A 23,341-nucleotide genomic window follows, 5' to 3' on the forward strand; every position below is an offset into this window, starting at 1 on the left:
CTCAACCAACTAGAAACGCCCCCATCTAGCTGGGCCCCCTTCGTGTCTGCCACCACATCTCCGGGCTGGCACCACCCCCGCGCCGGGGGGCGCGCCCCCCAACGCCGGCGCCGCCCCCCGCCGCCAAGCTGCGTCAATTAGACTGGGGTCCGGCCCGCAGGCGGCGGAGCCGGAACATCCCGAGGTGGTAACGAGTGCCCAGCAGTACATCGCGGCGGACTGTCCTCCTGACCGGAGCCGCCTTCCTGGCATTGGGGGCAACGTCGTGCACAGGCGCGCCCGGTCCGTCGCCATCTCAGGGCTCCCCTGGTTCCAGGGCAGGGACAAGCCCCACCGCGACCTTCAACTTCGGCACCGCCGCGCAGCCGCTCGGCCTGGATCCCGCCCTCTCCAACGACGTGGAGTCCCAGCGCATAACCCGCCAGATCATGGAGGGCCTGGTGGGTGTTGACCAGACCACGGGCCAGCCCACGCCGCTCCTCGCCACCGAATGGAGCGAGTCCAACGAGGGCCGCTCCTACACCTTTAGGCTCCGGACGGACGTCACATTCCAGGACGGCACTCCTTTTAATGCCGAGGCGGTGTGCACCAATTTCAACCGGTGGTTCGCCCTGCCCCGTGCCCTCCGCGACCAGGCTCCCGGCATCTCCTTTAAAGGGGTGTTCAAGGCACATGCGGACGACGCCGGACTTTCGATCTTCAAGGGCTGCACAGCGGTATCGGCGCACACGGTCCGGATCGACCTGAACCAGCGCTTCACCGCCTTCCTCCAGGCACTGACACTGCCCGCGTTCGCGATCGCGTCTCCGGCGGCGCTCGCAAAGGACACCGCCGACGTGCTGGACCAGGACCGGGCCGGCCAGCGGCTCTCCCGGTTCGCCACCCGCCCTGTGGGCACCGGACCGTTCCGTCTCACCGCGTGGGACGAATCGAGCGTCACACTCGCCACCAACGATTCGTACTGGGGTGACCGCGGCCAGATCGCCACCATCAACTTCAAGGCCTACACCCACCCCCAGGCTCGCCTGCACGCCCTCCTGGAAGGCACGATCGATGGCTACGACGCCGTGACCGTGGGAAACTTCGACCAACTGGTCAAGCGGGGCAAGCAGATCGTCCAGCGGGACCCGTTCTCCGTCATGTATGTCGGGATCAACCAGGAAATTCCGGTGCTGCGCAAGCTCAAGGTGCGGCAGGCGATTGAAATGGCAATCGACAAGGACACGCTGATCCGGCGCTTCTTCATCGACAACACCGGCAAGGCGACCCAATTCGTGCCGCCCAAGATCAGCGGATTCAACAACGACGCGCCCGAGCTGGGACATGACCTGACCAAGGCGAAAAAGTACCTCCAGGAGGCCGGCTATGCAGGCGAGCCGCTGAAGTTCTACTATCCGCTCAACGTCACCCGGCCCTACCTGCCCACGCCGGAAAAGGTCTACGCCGAAATCAGCCGGCAGCTCACGGCCGCCGGCTTCAATATCCGCCCGGTCCCGGTGGAGTGGTCAGAAGGCTACCTCCACGACGTGCAGTCGGCCGGGGACCACGCGCTGCATCTCCTCGGCTGGAATGGCTCCTATTCGGACGCGGATAACTTCGTGGGCCCACTGTTCGGTGAGAAGAACGGTGAATTCGGCTACCAGGATCCGCAGGTCTTCGCCAAGATCAACCGCGCCCGGGGGCTCCCCCAGGGCGACGAGCGGGATGAGCTGTATCACACCATCAATGAACAGATCGCGGCCACCGTCCCGGCCGTTCCCATCGCATTCCCCATCTCGGCGCTGGCCCTCTCGGACCGGGTCCTCAGCTACCCGGCTTCTCCCGTGCTGCATGAAGTTTTCACGAAGGTCCAGCTAAAGCCTTGACGGACCGGCTCAATTTCAGTATGTCCGCCGGGCGGGGATATTCTGTGACAGCCAGAGCCGCAGCAATCGGAGACTGATCGTGACCTTCATTTCCAAAACCCCTCATGCCGACGTCGTCCTGATTGGCGGAGGCATCATGAGCGCCACGCTGGGGGCTTTCCTTAAGCAGCTGGAGCCGAACTGGACCATCTCGCTCTTCGAACGGCTGGACGAGCCGGGGCTGGAAAGCTCCGGCCCCTGGAACAACGCCGGAACCGGCCACGCTGCGCTCTGCGAGCTCAACTACTCCCCCGCAGCCAAGGACGGCTCGGTGAACCCCGCCAAGGCCCTGCACATCAACGAGCAGTTCCAGCTGTCCCGCCAGTTCTGGTCCCACCTCGTGGACCAGAACCTGATCGGTTCCCCCAAGGGCTTCATCAACACAGTTCCACACATGAGCTTCGTCATCGGCGAGGACCACAGCCGGTTCCTTAGGACCCGCTACGAGGCGCTGAAGTCCCACACGCTGTTCCGGAGCATGGAGTACTCCGAGGACCACGGCCAGATCGCCAAGTGGGCGCCGCTGATCGTCAAGGGCCGTGACCCCAAGCAGCAGATTGCAGCCACCCGCGCCGCCGAGGGCACCGACGTCGACTTCGGCGCGCTGACCCGCGAACTCACCACCTACCTGGCCAACAATGGGGTGGAGGTCAACTACGGCCACGATGTCACCGGAATCTCCCGGGCGGCCGACGGCGGTTGGGACCTTTCGCTGAAATACCCCCGTTCCGGTGAGCACGGCAAGATCCACGCCAAGTTCGTTTTCGTAGGCGCCGGCGGCGGCGCCCTGCACCTGCTCCAGGCCTCCGGCATCCCCGAGAGCAAGGGCTATGGAGGGTTCCCGGTCTCCGGACAGTTCTTCCGGTGCACTGACGAAACCATCGCGGCCCAGCACAGCGCCAAGGTCTACGGCCAGGCCTCCGTCGGAGCACCGCCCATGTCCGTTCCCCATCTGGACACCCGCTATGTCAACGGCAAGCGGTCCCTCCTCTTCGGACCCTACGCCGGCTTCTCCACCAACTTCCTCAAGAACGGCTCCTACCTGGACCTGCCCCTGTCCATCCGGCCCGGGAACATCATCCCCATGCTGGCTGTGGCGAAGGACAACATGGACCTCACGGCCTACCTCATCAAAGAGGTGGCCAAGCGTCACGGCGACAAGGTTGAAGCCCTGCGGGAGTACTACCCCGAGGCGCGCGACGGCGACTGGGAACTGATCACGGCCGGCCAGCGTGTACAGATCATTAAGAAGGACCCGCAAAAGGGCGGTGTCCTGCAGTTCGGCACCGAGGTGATCGCCGGCCGCGACGGCTCCATCGGTGCACTGTTGGGCGCATCCCCGGGTGCGTCTACTGCAGTGCCCATCATGATCGAGCTGCTGCAGAAGACGTTCCCCCGGAACTTCAAGGGCTGGCAGTCCAAGCTGAAGGACATGATGCCCGGCTACGGGGTGAAGCTGGATGAAAATCCGGACCTCGCCATGGAGCTTGAAAAGGCAACGGCCAAGTCCCTCCAGCTGGAAAGTATTTCCGCCAGCTTCTGACCACCACCGGGAGAACATGCGATGTTCAGGCTGGCACACCTTTCACTGGCGAACCGGGCCCTGATCGCACTGATCACCGTCTTTGCCTCCGTCTTCGGCGTGATCACCATGTCCTCGCTGAAGCAGGAACTCATTCCCTCGATTGAGTTTCCGCAGATTACGGTGCTCACCGCCATGCCCGGCGCCTCGCCGGAAGTGGTGGACAAGCAGGTCAGCGCTCCCCTGGAAACCGCGCTGAACGGCGTGGAGGGGCTGGAATCCACTTCCTCCACGTCGCGCAACGGCGTCTCCCAGATCACCCTGGCCTTCACCTACGGCGCGGACCTGGACCGGGCCCGGAACCAGATTGACCGGGCCATCTCCAACGCCAAGCGCACCCTGCCCGAAGACGTCCAGCCGCAGGCCATTGCCGGCAACATCAGCGATTTCCCCATCGTCTTCCTGGCCGTGTCCTCGGACAAGCCGCTTAGCGAGCTCAACGCAGACCTGCAGCGGCTGAGCGTGCCGCGCCTGCAGAAGATTGACGGCGTCCGCGGCGCCGACGTCACTGGCGGGGCCACCCAGCACATCGAGATCCTGCCGCGGACCAGGGATATGGCCGCCGCCGGCACCGGCATCAGCGCCATCCGCGATGCCCTTTCCAACAACGGTGCGCTCATCCCCGCCGGAACCCTTGAGGAAAAAGGCAAGACGCTCTCGCTGCAGATCGGTAGCCCGGTGGACTCCATCGATGCGATCCGCGCCCTCCCCCTCTCCGGGGCAAAGAAGGCAGCCACTGTCGGCTCGGTGGCCGACGTCTCAATCCAGGACGATGAGCGGACGTCCATCACCCGGACCAACGGGGAAGAAACGCTCGCGGTATCCGTTACCAAGAAGCCGGAGGGCGACACGGTGGGGATTTCCCACGCCGTCCGCGATTCGCTGGCTGAACTTGAGGCCGAACTCGGCTCCAATGCCAAGTTCACTCCTGTCTTCGACCAGGCGCCGTTCATCGAGAAGTCCATCAAGGACCTGACCACGGAGGGCCTGCTGGGCCTGGGCTTCGCCGTGGCGGTCATCCTGGTGTTCCTGATGTCCACCCGCTCCACGCTGGTCACGGCGGTCTCCATCCCGCTGTCTCTGCTGGTCACGTTCATAGGCCTCTCCGCGACCGGCTACTCGCTCAACATCCTCACCCTCGGCGCCTTGACCATCGCGATCGGCCGCGTGGTGGACGATTCGATCGTGGTCATCGAGAACATCAAGCGCCACCTCACCTATGGCGAGGACAAGGTCACCGCCATCCTCACGGCCATCCGCGAGGCGGCCGGCGCCATCACCGCATCGACGCTGACCACCGTGGCCGTCTTCCTGCCAATCGCCTTCGTAGGCGAGCTCGCCGGCGAACTGTTCCGCCCTTTCGCCCTGACCGTCACCATGGCGCTGCTGGCCTCGCTGCTGGTTTCACTGACCATCGTCCCCGTACTGGCGTACTGGTTCCTCAGGAACCCGGGAGCCGCCGTCGGACTCTCGTCCGGGACCCCCGCGGCCCGGGCGCATGCCGCCGAAGCCCGCGCCAAGGCGCTGGCCTCCGAACAGCGGAGCAGGCTCCACCGCGGCTACCTGCCCATCCTCCGGACCACCCAGAAGCATCCCGTGACCACGCTGGTGGCGGCCGTCCTGGTGCTGGGCGCAACCGCGGCCATGACACCGCTGCTGGCCACGAACCTGCTGGGCGGTTCAGGGCAGAACAGTATGACAGTCCGGCAGGTCCTTCCCCCGGGCACCAGCCTCGCGGACACCAGCGCCGCCGCCACCCGGCTGGAGGAGGCGCTGCAGACCATCGACGGCGTCAAGGACATCCAGGTGACCTCCGGGAACGCGCAGGCGGGGTTTGCCGCGCTCGTCTCCACGGGGTCCTCCAACTCCACTTTCACCGTGGTGACGGACGAAAAGGCGGACCAGGACGAGCTGCGGGAGACAGTCCGCGCCGAACTGGCCAAGGTGCCCGGATCCGGCAAGGTGTCCGTGGGGACCCAGCAGGGCGGTTTCGGCACCTCCTCCACCGTCGACATCACGCTGAAGGCGGCAACGACGGCGGACCTCCGGACCGCGAGCGACGCCATGGTCGCAGCGATGGAAGGCACGCCGGGCACCAGCGAGGTGGCCACCAACCTCTCAGAGGGCCAGCCCGTAGTCCAGGTCCGGGTGGACCGGGCCAAGACGGTGGCTGCCGGCCTCAACGAAGAACAGGTGGCCGGTGTGCTCGCCTCCACCATCAGCCCGGTGCCGGCCGGTGAAGTGCGCATCGGCACTACCGACTTTCCTGTCCGGATCGGCAAGGGAACGCGCTTCACCAGTATCGAAGCGGTCCGGGATATCGCCTTGCCCGGAGCCCGCGGTCCGGTCCGTCTTGGCAGTATCGCCAGCGTGGAGCAGGTGGACGTCCCGGTGAGCATCACCGCGAGTAACGGCCAGCGGACCGCGAAGGTATCGATCACGCCGTCCGGCTCCAATTTGGGTGCCGTAAGTGCGGAAGTGGAAAAGCGCCTTGCCGGCGTTGGCCTTCCTCCAGGCGTCACCGCGGAGCTGGGCGGTGCCACCACGCAGCAGGCCGAATCGTTCCGGCAACTGGGGCTGGCCCTCCTCGCGGCGATCGCCATCGTCTACGTGATCATGGTGGCCACGTTCAAATCCCTGGTCCAGCCGCTGATCCTGCTGGTATCGGTTCCGTTCGCGGCCACCGGAGCGGTGGCGCTGCTGCTGGTCACCGGCGTCCCCCTGGGCCTCCCCTCGCTGATCGGCATGCTGATGCTGGTGGGCATCGTGGTGACCAACGCCATCGTGCTCATCGACCTCATCAACCAGTACCGCCGGCCCGGGGAGGGCAGACCGGCCATGAACGTCCAGGACGCCATCACCCACGGCGCGCGCCAGCGGCTCCGGCCGATCCTGATGACTGCGCTGGCCACCGTCTTTGCCCTGACGCCGATGGCCATGGGACTTACCGGGGGAGGCGGCTTTATCTCCCAGCCGCTCGCCGTCGTCGTGGTTGGCGGCCTGGTCTCCTCCACTGCGTTGACGCTCGTCCTGGTACCCGTGCTATACCGGCTGGTGGAGGGCCGGCGCGAGAAGAAGGCCCTGCTGCGCGAACTGAAGGAACGTCCGGAATTCGTGTCCGCGTCCGACGTCGAGGACGAATTCCGGGATTGGACCACGGGAATGGTGCCCAAGGTCAGCGGGCGGCGGGCGGCCAACGGAGGTCCGGAGCAGGCAGGCTGAGCTCATGGCTGCCGGCGGGAATATTCGGCCGATAAAGACGTTACACGAGGCAATAGATGCAAATGCATCTAAATTGGTTTACTATTAAACCAATTCAAGCGGTCCCGCAACGGAAAGGCACACCATGCAGATCGGTGTTTTCAGCGTCAGCGACATCACCACCGACCCCACCACCGGCCGGACTCCCACCGAGCACGAACGCATCAAGGCATCGGTGGCCATCGCCAAGAAGGTCGAAGAAATCGGCATGGATGTGTATGCCCTCGGCGAGCACCACAACCGGCCGTTCTTCTCCTCCTCCCCCACCACCACGCTGGCCTACATCGCCGCCCAGACGGAGCGGATCATCCTTTCCACGGCGACCACGCTGATCACCACGAACGATCCGGTCAAGATCGCCGAGGACTTCGCCATGCTCCAGCACCTGGCAGACGGCCGCGTGGACCTGGTCCTGGGCCGCGGCAACACTGCACCGGTGTACCCCTGGTTCGGTAAGAACATCCAGGACGGCGTGGAACTGGCCATCGAGAACTACAGCCTGCTGCGCAAGCTGTGGGACGAGGACACCGTGAACTGGTCCGGCAAGTTCCGGACGCCGCTGCAGAACTTCACGTCCACGCCCCGCCCGCTGGACGGTGTGCCGCCCTTCGTGTGGCACGGCTCCATCCGCACGCCGCAGATCGCCGAAGTGGCGGCCTACTTTGGTGACGGCTTCTTCGCCAACAACATCTTCTGGCCCAAGGAGCACTACCAGCAGCTGATCGGCCTGTACCGCGAACGCTACGAGCACTACGGCCACGGGAAGGCAGACCAGGCCATCGTGGGGCTTGGCGGACAGTTCTTCATGCGGAAGAACTCGCAGGACGCCGTGAAGGAGTTCCGGCCCTACTTCGACAATGCGCCCGTGTACGGCCATGGCCCGTCGCTGGAGGACTTCACCGCCCAGACCCCGCTCACGGTGGGCAGCCCTCAGGAAGTCATCGAGAAGACCCTGACCTTCCGCGAATACTTCGGCGACTACCAGCGGCAGCTGTTCCTGATCGACCATGCCGGCCTGCCGCTGAAGACGGTGCTGGAGCAGCTGGACCTGTTCGGCGAGGAAGTCCTCCCGGTCCTCCGCAAGGAGTACGCGGACAAGAAGCCTGCACACGTCCCGGATCCGCCCATCCACGCCAACCGCCTCGCAGCCTCGGTGGCGGCGCAGGAGGCTTCCGAAACCCGGGCGGGGGCATAGGTGGCCGGCGAAACCTCAGCGTCCCCCGTGCGGCTGGCTGCCGAAACGTGGGAGTCCCTGTTCCGAACCCAGGTTGCGGTGATGCGGCGGCTACAGTCCGGCCCCGCCTTCCGCAGGCTGGCGGTCAACGAGTACGACGTGCTGTTCACCCTGTCCCGGTGCCCGTCCGGATGGCTCCGGCTCAATGAGCTGAACGACAATGTCCTGCTCAGCCAGTCGAGCCTGAGCAGGCTGGTGGAACGTCTTGAGAAGCGCGGGCTGGTGGCCCGGATGCCCGCCCCGGACGATGGCCGGGGCGTATTGCTTAAGCTCACCGAAGCCGGCCAGGAACTCCAGAAAGAAATCGGGCGCGAGCACGTCCGGGACATCGCCGAGTTGATGACCCCGGCACTGACGGCCGCGGAGCAGAAGGAGCTCCAGCGGCTGACGGACAAGCTGCGGGCGTCACTGCCGCAGCGCCCGGCGCGGTAGGGCTGGATTCAGCCGAGCCGGACCATCGCTTCCGGATCCTCGGCCGGCAGGGTTCCGCTGACCTCTGCGGAGACCCGCAGCTGGCTGAGGGCCAGGCTGCCGCCCACCGTGGACAGGAACGCCGTGTCCGACGAATCCCGTCCGGCGGTGATGCGCAGCATTGATTCGCGCGGCGCGAGGCCCGTGGGGTCGATGACATGCCAGGCTCCGTCCACCCAGGCCTCGGCCACCGCGTGAAAGTCCATGGGTTTCAGCCCGGGTGCGTAAACGGCCGCGAGCCGCGCGGGTACGTCCTTGGACCGCAGCAGGGCGATGGTCAGGTGGGCAAAGTCCCGGCACACGCCCCGGCGGGCGAGCAGCGTCTCCACGGCGCCGTCCGTGCCGCGCGAGGACCCGCTGATGTAGCGCAGTTCCCGGTGCACCCAGGCGCGGACTTCCCTGACCAGAGCGGCGCCCTGTGCCTGGCCGAACGTGGCGTAGGCAGTGGGCAGGAGTCGGTCTGATTCGGCGTACCGGCTGGGTCGGACGTACCGGATGCGGTCCGCCAGGTCGGCCTCCTGCGGCAGCCCGCGGCCGGACACGGTGGCCGCGTAGTCCACGGTGACCTCGGCCGGCTCAGTGAACTCCATGTAGTGGAACCGGCCGCCGTGATGGTCCGCCACGGCGGTCAGGGGTACTTGTACGCCGCCGGCCTCGACGGACAGCGATTCGTCGAAGCGGGAGTACCCGCTGTTTTCCGCGACGGCGATGGCCATGGCCACCTTGGTGTTGGCGGTGGTCTTGAAGACCAGGCGTGCGGAAACGGTGCGTTCCATGACTCTCCGGGGTGTGGACGGCGGGAAGCCAGCCCCCGCACGTTCCGGCCCAAGGTGGCGGCCGGCAGCTGGACTAGTCTTCGATCTCCAGAGACATTAGCATCCGCTGCACGTTGGCAAAGTCTTCGCTTTCCGCCGCGTACTCCCCCGCCTCCGCCAGGGTGTTGAACGCCTTGGCCGGGGCCACCTTTTCATCCGCGGCGAACGCCCGCAGCACGGGGACGTCACCGAACGAGTAGTCGCCCTTGGCAGCCGGTCCGCGGACTGTATTCCGGAGTTCGCAGGCCCGGCCGTCGGTCCCGGCCACCACGTTGGTGATGCCGTACGAGCCGAAGTACCGGTACCCCTTGATGACGCGGAACACCACCCGGGGCGGGATGGTTCCGGCCACCGTCCCCGCGGCCAGGTTTCCCGCCGGGACGCTGCTGAGCACCGTGTATTCCCGCTTGGCGGCTTCGGAGCATGTGGCGGACGACGGCGGGAGTCCCGTCCGGAGCGCGGCCATGAAAGTCCCGTCGGGCTTCTTCACCTCGAGTGCGAGCGCGCCTGCCAGGGTGCCTTTCGCAGTTGACACGGACTGAACGATCCATTCCTCCGGCAGTTCGAAGGAGACCGACTTGTCCGGAGCCGAGTAGGTTTTCCAGGCGGACGCGGTGGCTGCGGGCTGCGGCCCGGCCGACGGGTCCGCAGTGCCTGGTGAAGTTGCCGAGGGGCTGGAGGTGGCGGTGGCGCCGGGGTCCTCGCCTGCCGCTTCGGATGCCGGTGGCGCCTCGGGCGCGGCCGTCCACCCGGACCCGCCGCCTCCCGGGCCGGTGCAGCCCGAAAGGAACAGCGCCGCTGCCGCAAAGAGCGCAGGTGCGGTGGCCGGATAGGGTGTGCGTGCAGCCTGGCCTCTCATACATCCAGCCTAGCTTCCCGGCAGGCGGGCGCCACGGCGGCTCCCCGATGCGGCAAGGCACCCTGGCGCATGCCGGCGTCGTACTCCGGCTGTGGTTCCGGGCACTAGGGTGGACGTATGGCGGAAGAGCAGCACGGCGGAATCCAGGAAGAACTGGCGGAAATGTCCGCCCTCGATGTTGCCGACTGGCGGCTGCGGACGTTTGCCCTGTACGACGCGGTACGCAGGATAGCCGCGGACAACCCGGCCGAGGCGCACTCCTACTGGCGCCATCAGCGCGACCTTATGTTCGCCACCCATCCCGCTTCGCCGCTGACTGCCGAGGGCAAGGCCAGCTTCTCCGGGCTGCGGACCGCGGACTATGATCCGATCTACCGTTTCCACGTCCCGCTGACCAAAGAGGGCGCCGGACGTGAGATGAGCGTGGAGACCGGTACCGACGGCGTGGTGAACTTCGTCCGGCTGGGCACCTTCGACCTCCCCGAAATGGGCCAGCTCGCCGTCTGGAAGCTCCGCGGTTACGGCGGAGGAATCTTCCTGCCGTTCCGGGATGCCACTGCCGGCCAGCCCGGCGGAACCTATGGCGCCGGACGCTACCTGCTGGACACCATCAAGGGGGCGTTCCACGGAACCGGTGGCAAGGACGGCGCTTTCGTGCTGGACTTCAACTTCGCCTACAACCCGTCGTGCGCATACAACGAGGCATGGGCGTGCCCCCTGCCGGGGCCTGCGAACCGGCTCGCGGTGGAGATCCCGGCCGGCGAGCTGTACCAGGACGGGCCGTAGTAGGCGCCGGCACCGGGGCAGCCTGGGCATCCTGCACTGGCTCCATCCCGGGGCCACAGTGGGGCAGGAACTGCTGACCACCACACTGGCCGGGTTGCGGCCACGGCGGTGCGCTTTACCCTGCTGCGGGCACTGGATTTTCCGACGTGCCCGGTACTGCCAGGATCCTGCCGCTAGCGGGTTCCCAGGGACCTGACTCCGGCCACGGCTGCAGCCACCGCGCGGGCGGCCGTGTCCAGGTCCTCCCTGGTGACGGAGGCGTCAAAGCTGAACCGGACGGCGGTCTGCGCCACCGCGGCCGGAACACCCATGGCGGTCAGCACGGGAGAGGGTTCGTCGGATCCCGCAGCACAGGCTGAGCCGCTGGAGCACACCACGCCCTGCCGTTCAAGTTCCAGCAGCACGGACTCCCCGCTCGTGCCTGGGAAACAGAAGGAGGCCACCGACGGCAGGCGGTGGACCGGGTGCCCCGTGAGCTCAGCACCCGGCACGCTGGAGAGTATGGCGCGGATGAAAGCGTCGCGGAGGGCCGTAACCCTCTCTGCTTCTTCTGGCTGCCGCGTCTGTACCAGCGACAATGCCGTGGCCAGCCCCACCGCCCCGGCAACATTGGACGTCCCGGACCTGCGGCCGCGTTCCTGGCCGCCGCCGTGGACAAGCGGTTCCAGCGGGGTCCGGCTCCGCACATACAGCGCCCCGCAGCCTTTGGGTGCCCCGAGCTTGTGCCCCGAAATGCTGAGCGCATCGACACCGAGCCCGCGGACATCCAGCGGCTGCCAGCCGGCCGCCTGGACGGCGTCGGTATGGAGCGGGATGCCGCGGTCCCGGGCCAGGGCAGCCAACTCAGCGACCGGCTGGACGGTGCCGACCTCGTTGTTGGCGTACATGATGCTGGCCACCGCGGTGCCGGGCCGCAGCGCGGCGGCGAAGGCTTCAGGGCTGACCAGCCCGTCCCTGTCCACGGCCACCACGTCCACGGTGAAGCCGTGGTACTTCGCCAGGTACCGTGCGGATTCCTCCACGGCGGGGTGTTCGACGGCGCTGACCAGCACACGGTCCAGGCAAGGGTCCGCTGCCTGCCGGGCCAGGGCAATGCCTTTGACGGCCAGGTTGTCCGCTTCCGTGCCGCCGGAGGTGAAGACCACTTCCCCGGGCCGGCAGCCCAAGGCGGCGGCGACGGACGCACGGGCGTCCGCGAGCGCGGCGGCCGCCGACTCCCCCAGGCTGTGGTGGCTGGACGTGTTGCCGAACTCTCCGCTCAAGTAGGGCCACATGGCGTCGAGCACTTCGCGCCGCACGGGCGTCGTGGCGGCGGCGTCGAGGAAGATCACGGCCTACTCCACGCTGAGTTCGACGTCCAGGCCGAGGTCCAGGGCGGCCACGGTGTGTGTGAGGGCTCCGATGGAGATCACGTCCACCCCCGTCGCGGCGATGGCGGCCACGGTGGCCCGGTTGACGTTGCCGCTGGCCTCCACGCGTGCCCGTCCCGCCACCAGGGCAACCCCGGCTTTCAGTTCCTCCACCGTGAAGTTGTCCAGCATGATGGTGTCCACGCCCGCGGCAAGCACCGGTTCGATCTGGTCCATCCGGTCCACCTCCACTTCGAAGTGCGTGGTGTGCCCCAGCTGGGCCTTGGCGGCAGCGAGCAGTTCAGTGAGCCTGGCGGGGTCCCCGCCGGTCATGACGGCCAAGTGGTTGTCCTTGGCCAGGACCGCGTCGGACAGGCTGTACCGGTGGTTGGCGCCGCCGCCGCACCGGACGGCGAAGCGGTCCAGAATGCGCAGGCCGGGGGTGGTTTTGCGCGTATCCGTGATCCGGGCATTGGTCCCTTCGGCCAGGCGGACGAACTCCGCGGTGCGGGTGGCGATGGCGGACATACGCTGCACCAGGTTCAGTGCGACCCGTTCCGCGAGGAGGACCGGGCGCGCGGGGCCGCTGACCCGGGCGAGGTGCGTGCCGGCGTCGAACGTTTCACCGTCCGCGACGAGCAGGTCGACGCTGATAGCCGGGTCCACCAGCAGCATGGCGTCGCGGAAGACGGTGGCGCCGCTGAAGACGCCGGGCACCCGGGCGTTGAGCACAGCGGTGGCCCGGGCCGAGGCAGGGATCAGCAGCTGGGATGTAATGTCCCCGGCGGGGGCGTCTTCGGCGAACGCCCGTTCCAGGATCTCCCGCACCGCGGCGGCTGGCAGGGCCAGATCAAGCCCACGGACACGGACGCTGGTTTCAGTCATGGAAAAGGCTCACTTTCGGGCGGAAGACGGGGGTTTCTTCTGGATCGTCGCTGCGGTAATGGGCGCCGAGGGAATCGGGGCGGCGCAGCGCGTCGGCAACCAGCAGCTGCGCCGCCAGCAGCAGGTTCCGGTCCTCGTGCGCAGCAGCATCACCGGAAGCCACCGGTTCAGCATCCACCGCGTCAGGACGGACGACGGCGGCCCACCCCTCGAGCACCAAAGCCGCCTCCCGCAACAGCGTCCCAGTGCGCAATACCCCGGCATGCGAAGTCATCAACCGCCGAAGGGCTTCCCGTGAGAACGGGGTGGGTCGCGCGGTGGCGGACTGGATAGGTTCGGGAACAGGATGGACGTCGCGCCTGACGGACCAGGGCTGTGTCACCTCGGATCCCGATGGCAGCTCCCGAGGTCCCGACAGCGCCGTTGTCGCGTGAGCGTCCACACCGGCCGCCGAGCTTGCGAGGCGTTCGCCGGTGCGAGGCGGGAGCGCAGGCGCCGAGGGACCTGCGGAGCTGCCCGCCAGGAAGTCTTCAACAGCGCGACGGCCGAAGACGAGCCCTTCGAGGAGCGAGTTGCTGGCCAGCCGGTTGGCGCCATGGACGCCGGTGCGGGCCACCTCGCCGGCGGCGTAGAGGCCGGGTACGGAGGTCCGGGCGGAGAGATCGGTGGCGACTCCCCCCATCCAGTAGTGGGCGGCCGGCGCGACGGGCACGGGTTCCCTGGTCCAGTCGATGCCGGCGTCCAGGGTTTTTTGGGTCAGCGTGGGGAACCGCCAGGCAAGGTACCCGGCACCCCGTTCCTGTTCGATGACCCGCGCGTCCAGGTACACATGCCCGTTGGGGTCGCCGACCTTGGCCAGGTGCAGGGCGATGCTGCGGGAGACGACGTCGCGCGGCGCCAGTTCGGCGTCCGGATGGTAGGCGCGCATGAAGCGGCGTCCGCCGGCGTCCAGGAGGATCGCGCCGTCGCCGCGGACGGCTTCGGAGATGAGCAGCGGTCCGTCCTGGGCAGCGCCCGGTGTCGCAGCCGTGGTCCGGACCAGGCAGGTGGGGTGGAACTGGAAGAACTCCAGGTCGGCCACCTCGGCGCCCGCACGGACGGCGAGCGCCAGCCCGTCGGCCGTAGCTACGGCGGGGTTGGTGGTCTGGGCAAACAGTTGCCCTGCCCCGCCGGTGGCGAGCAGCACGGCGCTGCCTGCAAGGGTGCAGGTGCGGCCTTCGCGCAGGTATTGGACGCCGGTGACCCGTCCGCCGTCCCGGATAAGTGCTGTGACGTGGGCGCCGGCGATGATGCTGATACTCCCCCGGGCCTGCCGGTCCAGGACGGCGCGGACCAGGGCGTGCGAAACCCGGGCGCCCGTTGCGTCCCCTCCCGCGTGGAGGATCCGCGGGGCACTGTGGGCGGCTTCGAGGCCCAGGGCGGGACCGCCGTCGGGCTCTGCGTCAAAGAGCACGCCAAAGCGGTGCAGCCCCGCGATGTCCCGGCGCGCTTCCGTACACATGGCCCGCACGGCCGCCTCGTTGCAATGGCCGGCACCGGCAGCCAGGGTGTCGGCGATGTGCGCGGCCGCCGTGTCACCCGGGGCAGGGTCGTCAAGCACCGCGGAGATGCCGCCCTGGGCGTACCACGTGTTGCTTTCGCCGAGGCCGCCCTTGGTCACAAGGACTGCCGGGACGCCGGCTTCCCCGGCGAGCAGCGCGGCGTACAGTCCGGCAATGCCGCTGCCGACGACGATCAGCCGGCGCTGCGTGCTGCCTCCATGGTGCCCGGCCGGGTCAGTGGTAGGAAAGGTGGACATGACTGGACGCCTTAGCCCTGGGGCCGTGCGGCCAGCATGCGCTCCAGTGCGGTGCGGGCGTTTGCCTGCACCGAGGAATCCACCGTGATTTGGTTGACCACCCGGCCGGCCACGAGCTCCTCCAGCACCCAGGCGAGGTAGCCGGGGTGGATCCGGTACATCGTGGAGCAGGGGCAGATCACCGGATCAAGGCAGAAGATGGTGTGCTGCGGGTTCTCGGCGGCCAGTCGGTTCACCATGTTGATTTCAGTGCCGATGGCAAAGGTGGTGGGTTCCGTGGCGGCCGCGATGGCCTTCTTGATGAAGTCCGTGGAACCGGCCGAATCCGCGGCGTCCACCACGTCCATGGGGCACTCGGGATGGACGATGACCTGGACGCCCGGGAAGTCCGCCCGGGCCTTCTCGATCTGCGCGACATTGAAACGCTTGTGAACGGAGCAGAACCCGTGCCACAGGATAACCCGCGAGTCCACCAGGTCCTGTTCGGTGTTCCCGCCCAGATTCTTGCGCGGGTTCCACATGGGCATCTGCTCCAGCGGGACACCCAACGCCTTCGCGGTGTTGCGGCCCAGGTGCTGGTCAGGGAAGAACAGCACCCGCTGGGCACGCTCAAACGCCCACTCCAGCACCGTTGCGGCATTCGAGGAGGTGCAGACGATCCCGCCGCGCTCGCCGCAGAAAGCCTTCAGGGCTGCGGAGGAGTTCATGTAGGTGACGGGAAGGACCGGGACCCGGCCGTCGGCGTCGGGCTCTGTTCCGAAGATCTCCTCGAGTTGTTCCCAGCATTCGGCCACGGAGTCGGCGTCCGCCATGTCCGCCATGGAGCAGCCGGCCGCGAGGTTGGGCAGGATCACTGCCTGTTCGGGCGACGAGAGGATGTCCGCGGTCTCGGCCATGAAGTGGACTCCGCAGAAGACGATCGCCTCGGCGTCGGGCCGGGTCAGCGCCGCGTTGGCCAGCTGGAAGGAATCACCCACGAAGTCCGCGTACTGCACCACTTCGTCGCGCTGGTAGAAGTGGCCCAGAATGACGGCCCGGTCCCCCAGCGTCTCTTTGGCGGCCAGGATCCGGGCGGCCAGTTCTTCGTCGCTGGCCTTCTTGTATTCCTCGGGAAGCTGGCCCTGGCGAGGCGTGCTGGCGGGTGCGGTGTCTCGGCTGGAAGCGCCCGGACCGTACGCGGGTGCGCCTGCCAGCGCCTCGGCAAGGTCGAAGTCCCAGGGCCCCTTGGCGAGGGCGGGGCTGCAGGTGCCGGCGGCGGCCGTGGCGCTGTTGGCGGCCTGCTCGCGCGTGATCAGCTGGATGGCAGTGTTGACGCTGCTCATGGTGTGCTCCTGTTGTCTGGATCCAGGCCGGGCCGGCCGGTGTAGCGGTAAAGGCGGGGCGGGCGGTGTTTGCCGCCCTGGAGGTATTCGCCGGTTTCCTCGATCTCCGGGGCAGCCTTGAGCTGCCGGCGGAAGTTTGCGGGATCCAGCCTGCGGTCGAGGACCGCTTCATAGACCTCGCGGACCTGGGCCAGCGTGAAGTACTCGCCCAGCAGGTGGTAGGCAACCGACCCGTAGGCCAGCTTGTTCCGCAGGCGCCAGAGCGCGTAGTCCACGATGGTGTTGTGGTCGAATGCCAGCTCGCCCGGGCGGTCGGCACGGAACCAGCGGACGTTCTCCGATTCGTCCGCCAGGGCCGCCTCGGTGGGCTGGACCAGGGCCCAGTACACGATGGACACCACCCGTTGGGACGGCGAGCGGTGCAGGCCGCCGAAAGCATAGAGCTGCTCCAGGTAGGTGGGGGCAAGACCGGTGGTTTCCCGCAGGTTGCGGGAGGCCGCATCCTGCAGGGACTCATCGTGGCTGAGCGGTCCGCCCGGCAGTGCCCACATCCCCTTGTACGGTTCCCGGATCCGGCGGACCAGCGGCAGCCAGAGCGTCGGGCGTCCGGAGGTGGCACTGGGACGCAGGGCGAAGATCACCGTGGAGATGGCCAGGGCGGGCGGCGCGGTGCGGCGCTCCGACACGTTCGCAGCACTGTTGAACACGATTCACCGCCCTCGGCCTGTCCGGGGACCTGCCCCAGCGGCAGTCCTAGTTATGGTCATGTTGACCAAAACTAATTCTACGGCTGCAGCCCCGGATGCGGAAATGTTTCGGCGGGCCGCCGGGCGGCTACGTCGCGGCGGCCTCGAGCAGGTTCAGCGTCCGGCCCTGGAAGTGCGTATTGAGGACGATGACCGAAGAGGCCCGCTGCACCATTTTCGTGGCGATCATGGCGTCCAGGACCCGCTGCAGGTCCGGGTTGGAGCGGGCCGCCACGCGGGCCATCAGGTCAGAACTGCCGGAGACAGTATGCACCTCGATGATTTCGGGAATGGCGGCGAGCGCCTCCGCTACAGTGTCGTGCCCGGCATCCTGGTTAATGGTGAGCGAACAGAAGGCCACCACCGGAAATCCAAAACTGGCCGGATCGGGCTGCGGCACCCACGAGCTGATAACGCCCGTCTCCGCCATCCGGTCCAGCCGCGACTGGACCGTTGCCCGGGCTACACCCAGGGTCCTCGACGCTTCCAGGACGGAAGCCCGCGGCTGCTCCGTGAAGAATCGGACAATCCTGGCATCCAGCGCATCAACCATGGGGCAAACTCCTTGCACAACGCCGGCAGGGGTCCGCAACTTGCATGGAATTCCCGCCATCTTCCGAACAACTTGCTTCCATGGTTGCACGCCCTTCATTCTCCGGAGCCGCCAGGCAGGCGGTAAATTCGAATGGGCCCACAACGCGCCCCACCCATTAACCCCAAGAAGGTCACCCCTGCTCATGACAACGAAGTCCCTTCCCGCACGGCCGGCGGCCGCCGCGGGCCACAGCATGAAATCCCGCCAGCTCACCATGATGGGGCTGGGCAGCGCCATCGGCGCGGGCCTCTTCCTCGGCTCCGGCGCGGGCGTCCAGGCGGCAGGCCCGGCCGTCCTGATCTCCTACCTGGTGGCCGGCACCCTCATCATCCTGGTGATGTGGGCGCTCGGTGAAATGGCTGCGGCCAACCCGAACAGCGGCGCATTCTCCGTCTACGCAGAGCGCGCCATGGGCCGGACTGCCGGGGCGACGATCGGCTGGCTCTGGTGGTTCCAGCTGGTGGTGGTCATCGCAGCCGAAGCGCTCGGCGCGGCAGGGCTCCTGTTTTCGATTTGGCCCGTAGTTCCGGTATGGGCACTGGCGCTCGTCTTTATGGTGGTCTTTACCGCCATAAACCTCGCTGGTGTCCGCAACTTCGGCGAGTTCGAGTTTTGGTTCGCCATCCTGAAGGTGGCCGCCATCGTGATGTTCCTGGTCATCGGCGCAGCCCTGCTGCTCGGCCTCTTGCCCGACGTGAAGTCTCCAGGGCTGAGCAACTTCACCACCGACTTTGCCCCCCATGGACTGGCGGGCATTGCGTCCGCCCTGTTCGTGGTCATCTTCGCCTTCGGCGGCACGGAAATCGTCTCCGTGGCCGCAGCTGAAACCGAGAATCCACGGCACAGCGTGACCAAGGCCATCCGCACGGTCCTCTGGCGGATCCTGGTCTTCTACATCGGCTCCGTCTTCGTGATCGCCGCCGTCCTGCCCGCCTCGTCGGAGGGCCTGGCGTCCCCGTTCGCGGGCGTGCTGGATGTTGCCCGCATCCCCGGCGCCGGGACGGCGATCACCCTGGTGGCCGTCGTCGCCCTTCTCTCCGCCCTGAACGCAAACCTGTACGGCGCCTCCCGGATGGTGTACTCACTTGCGGAGCGCGCCGAGGCTCCCCGGTTCCTGACCCGCCTCAGCGGTGCGCATGTGCCCATGCTTGCCGTTGCCGTTTCGGTGGCATTCGGCTTCGCGGCCACCGTACTGGAACTCCTGTTCCCCGAGCGCATCCTGCCCGCGCTGTTCCAACTGGTGGGCTCCACCTGCCTGGTGGTCTGGGGCACCGCCCTGGTTTCCCAGCTGATCCTGCGCCGCCGCGCGGACCGTGACGGCCTCGACCTGCCCCTGCGCATGAAGGCCTTCCCGGCCCTGACCATCCTCGGGCTGGTCCTGCTGGCCTTGATCTTCGCGGTGGGCTTCAGCGCGGAGGCCAGCCGCGTCCAGCTGTTCAGCACTTTTGCCCTGATCGCCGGCATTGCCGTCGCCTGCAAAATCGCCGCCAGGGTCAGCGGCCGGTCCCGCCAGCCGGTGGACGCCCGAAACTAAGTATCGCCAAGTGGCGTTTTGAACCCTCAAAACGCCACTTGGTGCTACCCAGTTGGGCCGGCAGGTAGAGTGTTGCGTACCTTCGGGGAACCAGGTGGGCACGGTGCCGAAGGATGAAGCCCCCAAGCGCCGGGTCCGCCTGAGCGCCGTACTTGATGAGGACTAAGACCATGAGCGGCAGGCACACCGGACCCCAGCAGGCGCACACCGTGGAGGGCACCGACCCCCAGATGTACGCGGAGGTCCATGAGCCTGACACCGATGCCGGGCTCCGGCCGGTCCTGCTGGTGCACGGCTTTTCCTCCTCCAGCAAGCTGAACTGGGTGGACACCGGCTGGCTCCCCGCGCTGCTCGAGGCCGGGCGCAGGGTGATCATGGTCGACCTGCCCGGCCATGGCCGCAGCGGCGCACCGGAGGACCGGGACTCTTACTCCCCCAGCAGGATCCGCGCGGACCTCCTGCAGGCAGCGTTCGACGCCGGCGTGCGGCCGGTGCAGGACGGCGACCCTTCCAGCGGGCTGGACGTAGTGGGTTATTCCCTGGGCGCCAGACTCGCCTGGGAGTTCGGGGCGACGCAGCCCGAAATCGTGCACCGCCTGGTCCTGGGCGGACCCAACATCACCGATCCGCTGGCTGCGTTCGACCTCGTGGCCGCGCAGCGGTACCTGGCGGACGGAACGCCGATTGCGGACGAGTCAACGGCGCGGCTGCTGAAAATGGCCCTGCTGCTGCCCAGCAACAACATCTTCGCGCTCCTGACCCTCGTCGAAGCCATCAAGGACGAACCCTACGATCCCACCGAGGCAGTGCCGCACGTGCCGATGCTGCTGGTCGCCGGAGACCAGGATGAACGGGTGGACAGTCTTCCGAAACTCGCGGAACTGGCCCGTGGCGCCGGCTCCATGGCGGAGGTGCTGACCCTTTCCGGACGCAACCACACCAACGCCGTCACCAGCCGGGCTTTCAAGCAGGCCGCCGTTTCGTTCCTGGCGGTGTAGCCCGCGGTCCCTCCGGATGACCGGGGGCCCGGGACGAGTGCCGGCGGTACCCTGAAGAAAGACACAGGGAGGACACATGCGCAGGCGATTCAAGGACCGCACCGACGCAGGCATTCGCCTGGCTGAGCTGCTGGCCGGCTACCGGGACCGGCCGGACACGCTGGTCTTCGGCCTGGCCCGCGGCGGTCTTCCGGTGGCAGCCGCGGTCGCGGAGGAACTGCATTTGCCGCTGGGCACCGTGCTGGTCCGCAAGCTCGGCATCCCCGGCCATGAAGAGACTGCCTTCGGCGCCCTCGCCTGGGCCAACGGCCGCATCGTGCGCCTTTTGAACACATCCCTGGTGCGGCGCATCCTCGAAGAGGGGGCCCGGCAGGAACTGCTGGACGCGGTGGAGGAACGGGAACGCGCGGAACTGCTCCGGCGCGTGGACCTCTACCCTGGGACGGAGCATGCCGTCGCTGGCAAAACCGTGCTCCTGGTGGACGACGGCCTGGCCACCGGGGCCACGATGCGGGCCGCCCTCGAGGCCGTCCGGGGCGGAGGCGCCGCTGCCGTGGTTGCCGCCGCACCGGTGGCATCGGTCGAAGCGGTCGCCTCAGTGGAGGAAGCCTCCGATGCGGTCCTGTGCCCGCACCTGCCGGGAAAGTTCGGTGCGGTGGGCAGCTTTTACGACCGGTTTGAGCAGCTAACAGACGACGACGCAATCAGCTTCCTCAGGCACTAGCGGTCCCCGGCCCGTTCCCGTCCATAGTCGCAGCCCTGCGCCGGGCTTGCAGCACGCCGGGCTCCGGATTGGCGGGGGCAGCGAGACGGGTCCGGACCGCGATGGTCCGGACCCGCCGTCGAGCGTTATCGGGGTGGAGCTCCTGCCCTGGCGGGCCGGATGCTAGTGGTGGCTGCTGACGCCGAGGGGGTTGCCCTTGGTCTCCTTGGCCAGCACCACGCCGATGGCCGAAATGACGCACAGCACCATGATGTAGATGCCGATGGAGCCGGCCCACTTGGTGCTCTGCAGCAGCGCTTCGGCGATGGTCGCCGCAAATGCGCCGCCCAGGATCGCGCCGAAGGCGTAGCCGATGGAGATGCCCGAGTACCGCACGTGGGCGGGGAACATCTCCGCATACATCGCGGACATCGGGCCGTAGGACAGTCCCAGGCCGATGGTGAGGACGAACAGCGCCACGCCGTACAGCCAGATGTTTTTGGTATCGATCAGCGCGAACATCGGCAGCATCCAGGCGAAGACGATCGCGTAGCCGGTAAGGAAGGTCTTGACGCGGCCGATCCGGTCCGAGAGCCAACCGCCCGCGAGGGTGAAGATCAGCCAGCCGAAGGAGGCCAGGGTGGTGGCGAGCAGGACTTCGGGCACCGGCATCTTCAGGGTCCGGGTGGCGTAGGCGATGAAGAATGCAATCAGGAGGTAGCCCGCGGCGTTGTTGGCGATGAAGATCATGGTCGAATACAGGACCGGCAGCTTGTGGCTGCGGAGCAGCTCACCCAGGGGCGCCTTGCTTTCGGCCTTGCGTGCAGCCATTTCCTTGAATACCGGGCTCTCTGCCACGGCGCGGCGGATCAGGTAGCCCACCACAATAAGGACGATGGAGAGCAGGAACGGCACCCGCCAGCCCCAGGACGCGAAGTCTTCCTTGGACATGCTGGTGTTCAGGAAGTAGAGGAGGCCGGTGGCGAGGATCATGCCGACCGGGACACCGATCTGCGGGTAGGCGCCGAACAGGCCACGCTTGTGCAGGGGCGCGTGTTCCACGGCCATCAGTGCCGCACCGCCCCATTCGCCGCCGGCGGAGAAGCCCTGCACGATGCGCAGCAGGATCAGGAGGATCGGAGCCCAGGCACCGATCTGCGCGTAAGTGGGAAGCATGCCGATCAGGGCGGTGGCAGCACCCATCATCACCAGGGTGAAAACGAGCATGGCCTTGCGTCCCAGCCGGTCACCAAGGTGGCCGGCAATGACCGCGCCGAGGGGGCGGAACAGGAAGCTGATGCCGATCAGGGCAAAGGAGAGGATCTGGGCCAGGCCGGGGTTGGACTCGTTCAACGGCGCCAGGAACAGGGGCGACAGCAGCGTAGCCGTCAGCTGGGCAAAGATGAAGAAGTCATACCACTCGATGGTGGTGCCGACGAGGGTGCCTGCGAGGACTTTGCGCTCCTCCCGCCGGCTGCTGGGGCCAGCGGGTGTGTCCACCGCGGAAGGTGAGGTCATTGAAACTCCATTGTTTATTGGCGGCTGCGCCACCGGGTCGCCTTCATGATTACCGACAGAACGGTCAGTTAGTTAGTAGGGTACTACGAAATTGTGAGACACGACACGATTTCCCAAAGATTCAGGCTTTCGCGTCCTCAGTTCTATAATTGAACTGGTAATTCGCAGTGAGAACACTACGGGTGGGTTCCCCGTTACACGAGGGCCTTCCGGCCCGTGGCACACCTAGGATGGAGCGCATGAACGTTCCCGGATCGGCTGTGGCCGGCGCCTCACCTGCCCAGGCTTCCCCCTCCCAGACGCTGTCACGGGGAATACGGGCGCTCGAGATCCTGGCCGCCTCCTCCGGCCCCCTGACCATCGCCGAACTGGCAGACGCCATGGGGGTGCACCGTTCCGTTGCGTACCGGATCCTGCGCACCCTGGAGGACCACTCGCTGCTGGTGAGGGACGACGCCGGCCGGGTCCAGCCGGGCCCCGGACTCGCCGTCCTGGCCCGGGGCGTCTCCCGCAACCTGCAGTCCGCGGCGCTGCCCGAACTGACCCAACTGGCCAACGGCCTCGACATGACCGCGTTCATCGCGGTGTGGGACCACCACGACTGCATCACGCTCGTGACCGTTGAACCGCGGCATTCCGGCGCCACCGTGGCCCAGCACCCCGGAACCCGGCACCCCATCAATGCCGGAGCGCCGGGCATTGCCATCCAGTCCGCGCTGACCGAGGCGGAATGGGAGCGTCTGGGCACCGGCGTAGGTTACCGGGCAGAGGCGGCGGAGGCGCGCCGCAAGGGTTTCTCGGCGAGCCATGATGAAGTGATCGCCGGGGTATCCTCGCTGGCTGCGCCCGTCCGGGTCCCGGGCGGACGTCCCGCCGCTCTGGCCGTCGTCTATATCAGCTCCCCGCACGACCCCGAAACAGTGGTGGGACCGGCGCTGGCGGAGAGCGCCGCCAGAATCGAGCAACAGCTCGCCTAGGTGC

19 protein-coding genes and 1 pseudogene are annotated in these 23,341 nt (G+C 67.2%); 11 read left to right on the forward strand and 9 right to left on the reverse strand.

Annotation, left to right across the window (positions count from 1 at the left end; all coding sequences use genetic code 11):
* Positions 1-194 precede the first annotated feature (194 nt).
* From ACFWIX_RS14720 to ACFWIX_RS14740, 5 genes are all read left to right on the forward strand, one after another.
* Positions 195-1,865, forward strand: coding sequence for an ABC transporter substrate-binding protein (locus ACFWIX_RS14720; protein ID WP_377216877.1), 1,671 nt, complete (start codon positions 195-197; stop codon positions 1,863-1,865).
* Positions 1,866-1,944: 79 nt separating this feature from the next.
* Positions 1,945-3,447 carry a malate:quinone oxidoreductase gene (locus tag ACFWIX_RS14725; protein ID WP_377216878.1) on the forward strand — a complete coding sequence of 501 codons (1,503 nt, stop codon included), beginning with the start codon at positions 1,945-1,947 and terminating at the stop codon, positions 3,445-3,447.
* 21 nt (positions 3,448-3,468) lie between these two features.
* Positions 3,469-6,708 (forward strand): efflux RND transporter permease subunit, encoded by a 3,240-nt coding sequence (locus ACFWIX_RS14730; protein ID WP_377216879.1) that lies wholly within the window; start codon positions 3,469-3,471, stop codon positions 6,706-6,708.
* Positions 6,709-6,832: 124 nt separating this feature from the next.
* Positions 6,833-7,942, forward strand: coding sequence for an LLM class flavin-dependent oxidoreductase (locus tag ACFWIX_RS14735; protein ID WP_377216880.1), 1,110 nt, complete (start codon positions 6,833-6,835; stop codon positions 7,940-7,942).
* Complete coding sequence (locus ACFWIX_RS14740) at positions 7,943-8,413, forward strand: MarR family winged helix-turn-helix transcriptional regulator (RefSeq protein ID WP_377216881.1); 471 nt, start codon at positions 7,943-7,945, stop codon at positions 8,411-8,413.
* 8 nt (positions 8,414-8,421) lie between these two features.
* On the opposite strand, the gene ACFWIX_RS14745 is transcribed toward ACFWIX_RS14740, so the two are convergent.
* Positions 8,422-9,228, reverse strand: coding sequence for a transglutaminase family protein (locus ACFWIX_RS14745; protein ID WP_377216882.1), 807 nt, complete (start codon positions 9,226-9,228; stop codon positions 8,422-8,424).
* A 73-nt stretch (positions 9,229-9,301) separates the two neighbouring features.
* Positions 9,302-10,126 carry a hypothetical protein gene (locus ACFWIX_RS14750; RefSeq protein WP_377216883.1) on the reverse strand — a complete coding sequence of 275 codons (825 nt, stop codon included), beginning with the start codon at positions 10,124-10,126 and terminating at the stop codon, positions 9,302-9,304.
* Positions 10,127-10,243: 117 nt separating this feature from the next.
* Between ACFWIX_RS14750 and ACFWIX_RS14755 the strand changes: the two genes are divergently transcribed.
* Both ACFWIX_RS14755 and ACFWIX_RS14760 read left to right on the forward strand, forming a co-directional pair.
* Positions 10,244-10,912 carry a DUF1684 domain-containing protein gene (locus ACFWIX_RS14755; RefSeq protein ID WP_377216884.1) on the forward strand — a complete coding sequence of 223 codons (669 nt, stop codon included), beginning with the start codon at positions 10,244-10,246 and terminating at the stop codon, positions 10,910-10,912.
* Between the two features lie 16 nt (positions 10,913-10,928).
* Positions 10,929-11,108 (forward strand): annotated as a pseudogene (locus ACFWIX_RS14760) (hypothetical protein); the annotation flags it as partial.
* Here the strand turns inward: ACFWIX_RS14760 and ACFWIX_RS14765 are convergent.
* The 6 genes from ACFWIX_RS14765 to ACFWIX_RS14790 all read right to left on the reverse strand — a co-directional run bounded on the left by ACFWIX_RS14765 (position 11,086) and on the right by ACFWIX_RS14790 (position 17,565).
* On the reverse strand, positions 11,086-12,243 hold the full coding sequence (locus ACFWIX_RS14765) for a cysteine desulfurase family protein (protein WP_377216885.1): 1,158 nt from the start codon (positions 12,241-12,243) through the stop codon (positions 11,086-11,088). The pseudogene ACFWIX_RS14760 and the gene ACFWIX_RS14765 overlap by 23 nt on opposite strands.
* 3 nt (positions 12,244-12,246) lie before the next feature.
* The gene (gene nadC, locus ACFWIX_RS14770; protein WP_377216886.1) at positions 12,247-13,146 is read right to left on the reverse strand and encodes a carboxylating nicotinate-nucleotide diphosphorylase; all 900 of its coding nucleotides are present in this window, start codon (positions 13,144-13,146) and stop codon (positions 12,247-12,249) included.
* The gene (gene nadB, locus ACFWIX_RS14775; protein ID WP_377216887.1) at positions 13,139-14,944 is read right to left on the reverse strand and encodes an L-aspartate oxidase; all 1,806 of its coding nucleotides are present in this window, start codon (positions 14,942-14,944) and stop codon (positions 13,139-13,141) included. The genes nadC and nadB overlap by 8 nt, the downstream gene beginning before the upstream one ends.
* 11 nt (positions 14,945-14,955) lie before the next feature.
* A complete protein-coding gene (nadA, locus tag ACFWIX_RS14780; protein ID WP_377216888.1) occupies positions 14,956-16,266 on the reverse strand; it encodes a quinolinate synthase NadA in 1,311 nt (436 codons plus the stop codon).
* Positions 16,263-16,973: an NUDIX domain-containing protein gene (locus tag ACFWIX_RS14785; protein WP_377216889.1), complete on the reverse strand. Its 711-nt coding sequence runs from the start codon at positions 16,971-16,973 to the stop codon at positions 16,263-16,265. Before ACFWIX_RS14785 ends, nadA begins: the two co-directional genes overlap by 4 nt.
* 127 nt (positions 16,974-17,100) lie before the next feature.
* A complete protein-coding gene (locus tag ACFWIX_RS14790; RefSeq protein WP_377216890.1) occupies positions 17,101-17,565 on the reverse strand; it encodes an Lrp/AsnC family transcriptional regulator in 465 nt (154 codons plus the stop codon).
* 184 nt (positions 17,566-17,749) lie between these two features.
* Between ACFWIX_RS14790 and ACFWIX_RS14795 the strand changes: the two genes are divergently transcribed.
* From ACFWIX_RS14795 to ACFWIX_RS14805, 3 genes are all read left to right on the forward strand, one after another.
* Positions 17,750-19,141 carry an amino acid permease gene (locus ACFWIX_RS14795; RefSeq protein ID WP_377216891.1) on the forward strand — a complete coding sequence of 464 codons (1,392 nt, stop codon included), beginning with the start codon at positions 17,750-17,752 and terminating at the stop codon, positions 19,139-19,141.
* A 170-nt stretch (positions 19,142-19,311) separates the two neighbouring features.
* Positions 19,312-20,139: an alpha/beta fold hydrolase gene (locus tag ACFWIX_RS14800; protein WP_377216892.1), complete on the forward strand. Its 828-nt coding sequence runs from the start codon at positions 19,312-19,314 to the stop codon at positions 20,137-20,139.
* 76 nt (positions 20,140-20,215) lie between these two features.
* A complete protein-coding gene (locus ACFWIX_RS14805; protein WP_377216893.1) occupies positions 20,216-20,863 on the forward strand; it encodes a phosphoribosyltransferase in 648 nt (215 codons plus the stop codon).
* 162 nt (positions 20,864-21,025) lie between these two features.
* Here the strand turns inward: ACFWIX_RS14805 and ACFWIX_RS14810 are convergent, their stop codons facing one another.
* Entirely contained in the window at positions 21,026-22,360 is a 1,335-nt protein-coding gene (locus ACFWIX_RS14810) for an MFS transporter (protein ID WP_377216894.1), read from the reverse strand.
* Positions 22,361-22,590: 230 nt separating this feature from the next.
* On the opposite strand from ACFWIX_RS14810, the gene ACFWIX_RS14815 reads away from it, so the two are divergent.
* Complete coding sequence (locus ACFWIX_RS14815) at positions 22,591-23,337, forward strand: IclR family transcriptional regulator (protein ID WP_377216895.1); 747 nt, start codon at positions 22,591-22,593, stop codon at positions 23,335-23,337.
* The last annotated feature ends 4 nt before the right edge of the window (positions 23,338-23,341 follow it).

It is taken from the genome of Pseudarthrobacter sp. NPDC058362, from assembly GCF_042723515.1.
Lineage (GTDB): Bacteria > Actinomycetota > Actinomycetes > Actinomycetales > Micrococcaceae > Arthrobacter.

What these genes read in the sequence shown, in the direction of transcription:
- ACFWIX_RS14730 (WP_377216879.1), top strand. Translation starts at nt 3,469, where the DNA reads ATGTTCAGGCTGGCACACCTTTCACTGGCGAACCGGGCCCTGATCGCA.
- ACFWIX_RS14735 (WP_377216880.1), top strand. Translation starts at nt 6,833, where the DNA reads ATGCAGATCGGTGTTTTCAGCGTCAGCGACATCACCACCGACCCCACC.
- ACFWIX_RS14745 (WP_377216882.1), bottom strand. Translation starts at nt 9,228, where the DNA reads ATGGAACGCACCGTTTCCGCACGCCTGGTCTTCAAGACCACCGCCAAC.
- ACFWIX_RS14750 (WP_377216883.1), bottom strand. Translation starts at nt 10,126, where the DNA reads ATGAGAGGCCAGGCTGCACGCACACCCTATCCGGCCACCGCACCTGCG.
- ACFWIX_RS14755 (WP_377216884.1), top strand. Translation starts at nt 10,244, where the DNA reads ATGGCGGAAGAGCAGCACGGCGGAATCCAGGAAGAACTGGCGGAAATG.
- nadC (WP_377216886.1), bottom strand. Translation starts at nt 13,146, where the DNA reads ATGACTGAAACCAGCGTCCGTGTCCGTGGGCTTGATCTGGCCCTGCCA.
- nadB (WP_377216887.1), bottom strand. Translation starts at nt 14,944, where the DNA reads ATGTCCACCTTTCCTACCACTGACCCGGCCGGGCACCATGGAGGCAGC.
- nadA (WP_377216888.1), bottom strand. Translation starts at nt 16,266, where the DNA reads ATGAGCAGCGTCAACACTGCCATCCAGCTGATCACGCGCGAGCAGGCC.
- ACFWIX_RS14790 (WP_377216890.1), bottom strand. Translation starts at nt 17,565, where the DNA reads ATGGTTGATGCGCTGGATGCCAGGATTGTCCGATTCTTCACGGAGCAG.
- ACFWIX_RS14795 (WP_377216891.1), top strand. Translation starts at nt 17,750, where the DNA reads ATGACAACGAAGTCCCTTCCCGCACGGCCGGCGGCCGCCGCGGGCCAC.
- ACFWIX_RS14800 (WP_377216892.1), top strand. Translation starts at nt 19,312, where the DNA reads ATGAGCGGCAGGCACACCGGACCCCAGCAGGCGCACACCGTGGAGGGC.
- ACFWIX_RS14805 (WP_377216893.1), top strand. Translation starts at nt 20,216, where the DNA reads ATGCGCAGGCGATTCAAGGACCGCACCGACGCAGGCATTCGCCTGGCT.
- ACFWIX_RS14810 (WP_377216894.1), bottom strand. Translation starts at nt 22,360, where the DNA reads ATGACCTCACCTTCCGCGGTGGACACACCCGCTGGCCCCAGCAGCCGG.
- ACFWIX_RS14815 (WP_377216895.1), top strand. Translation starts at nt 22,591, where the DNA reads ATGGAGCGCATGAACGTTCCCGGATCGGCTGTGGCCGGCGCCTCACCT.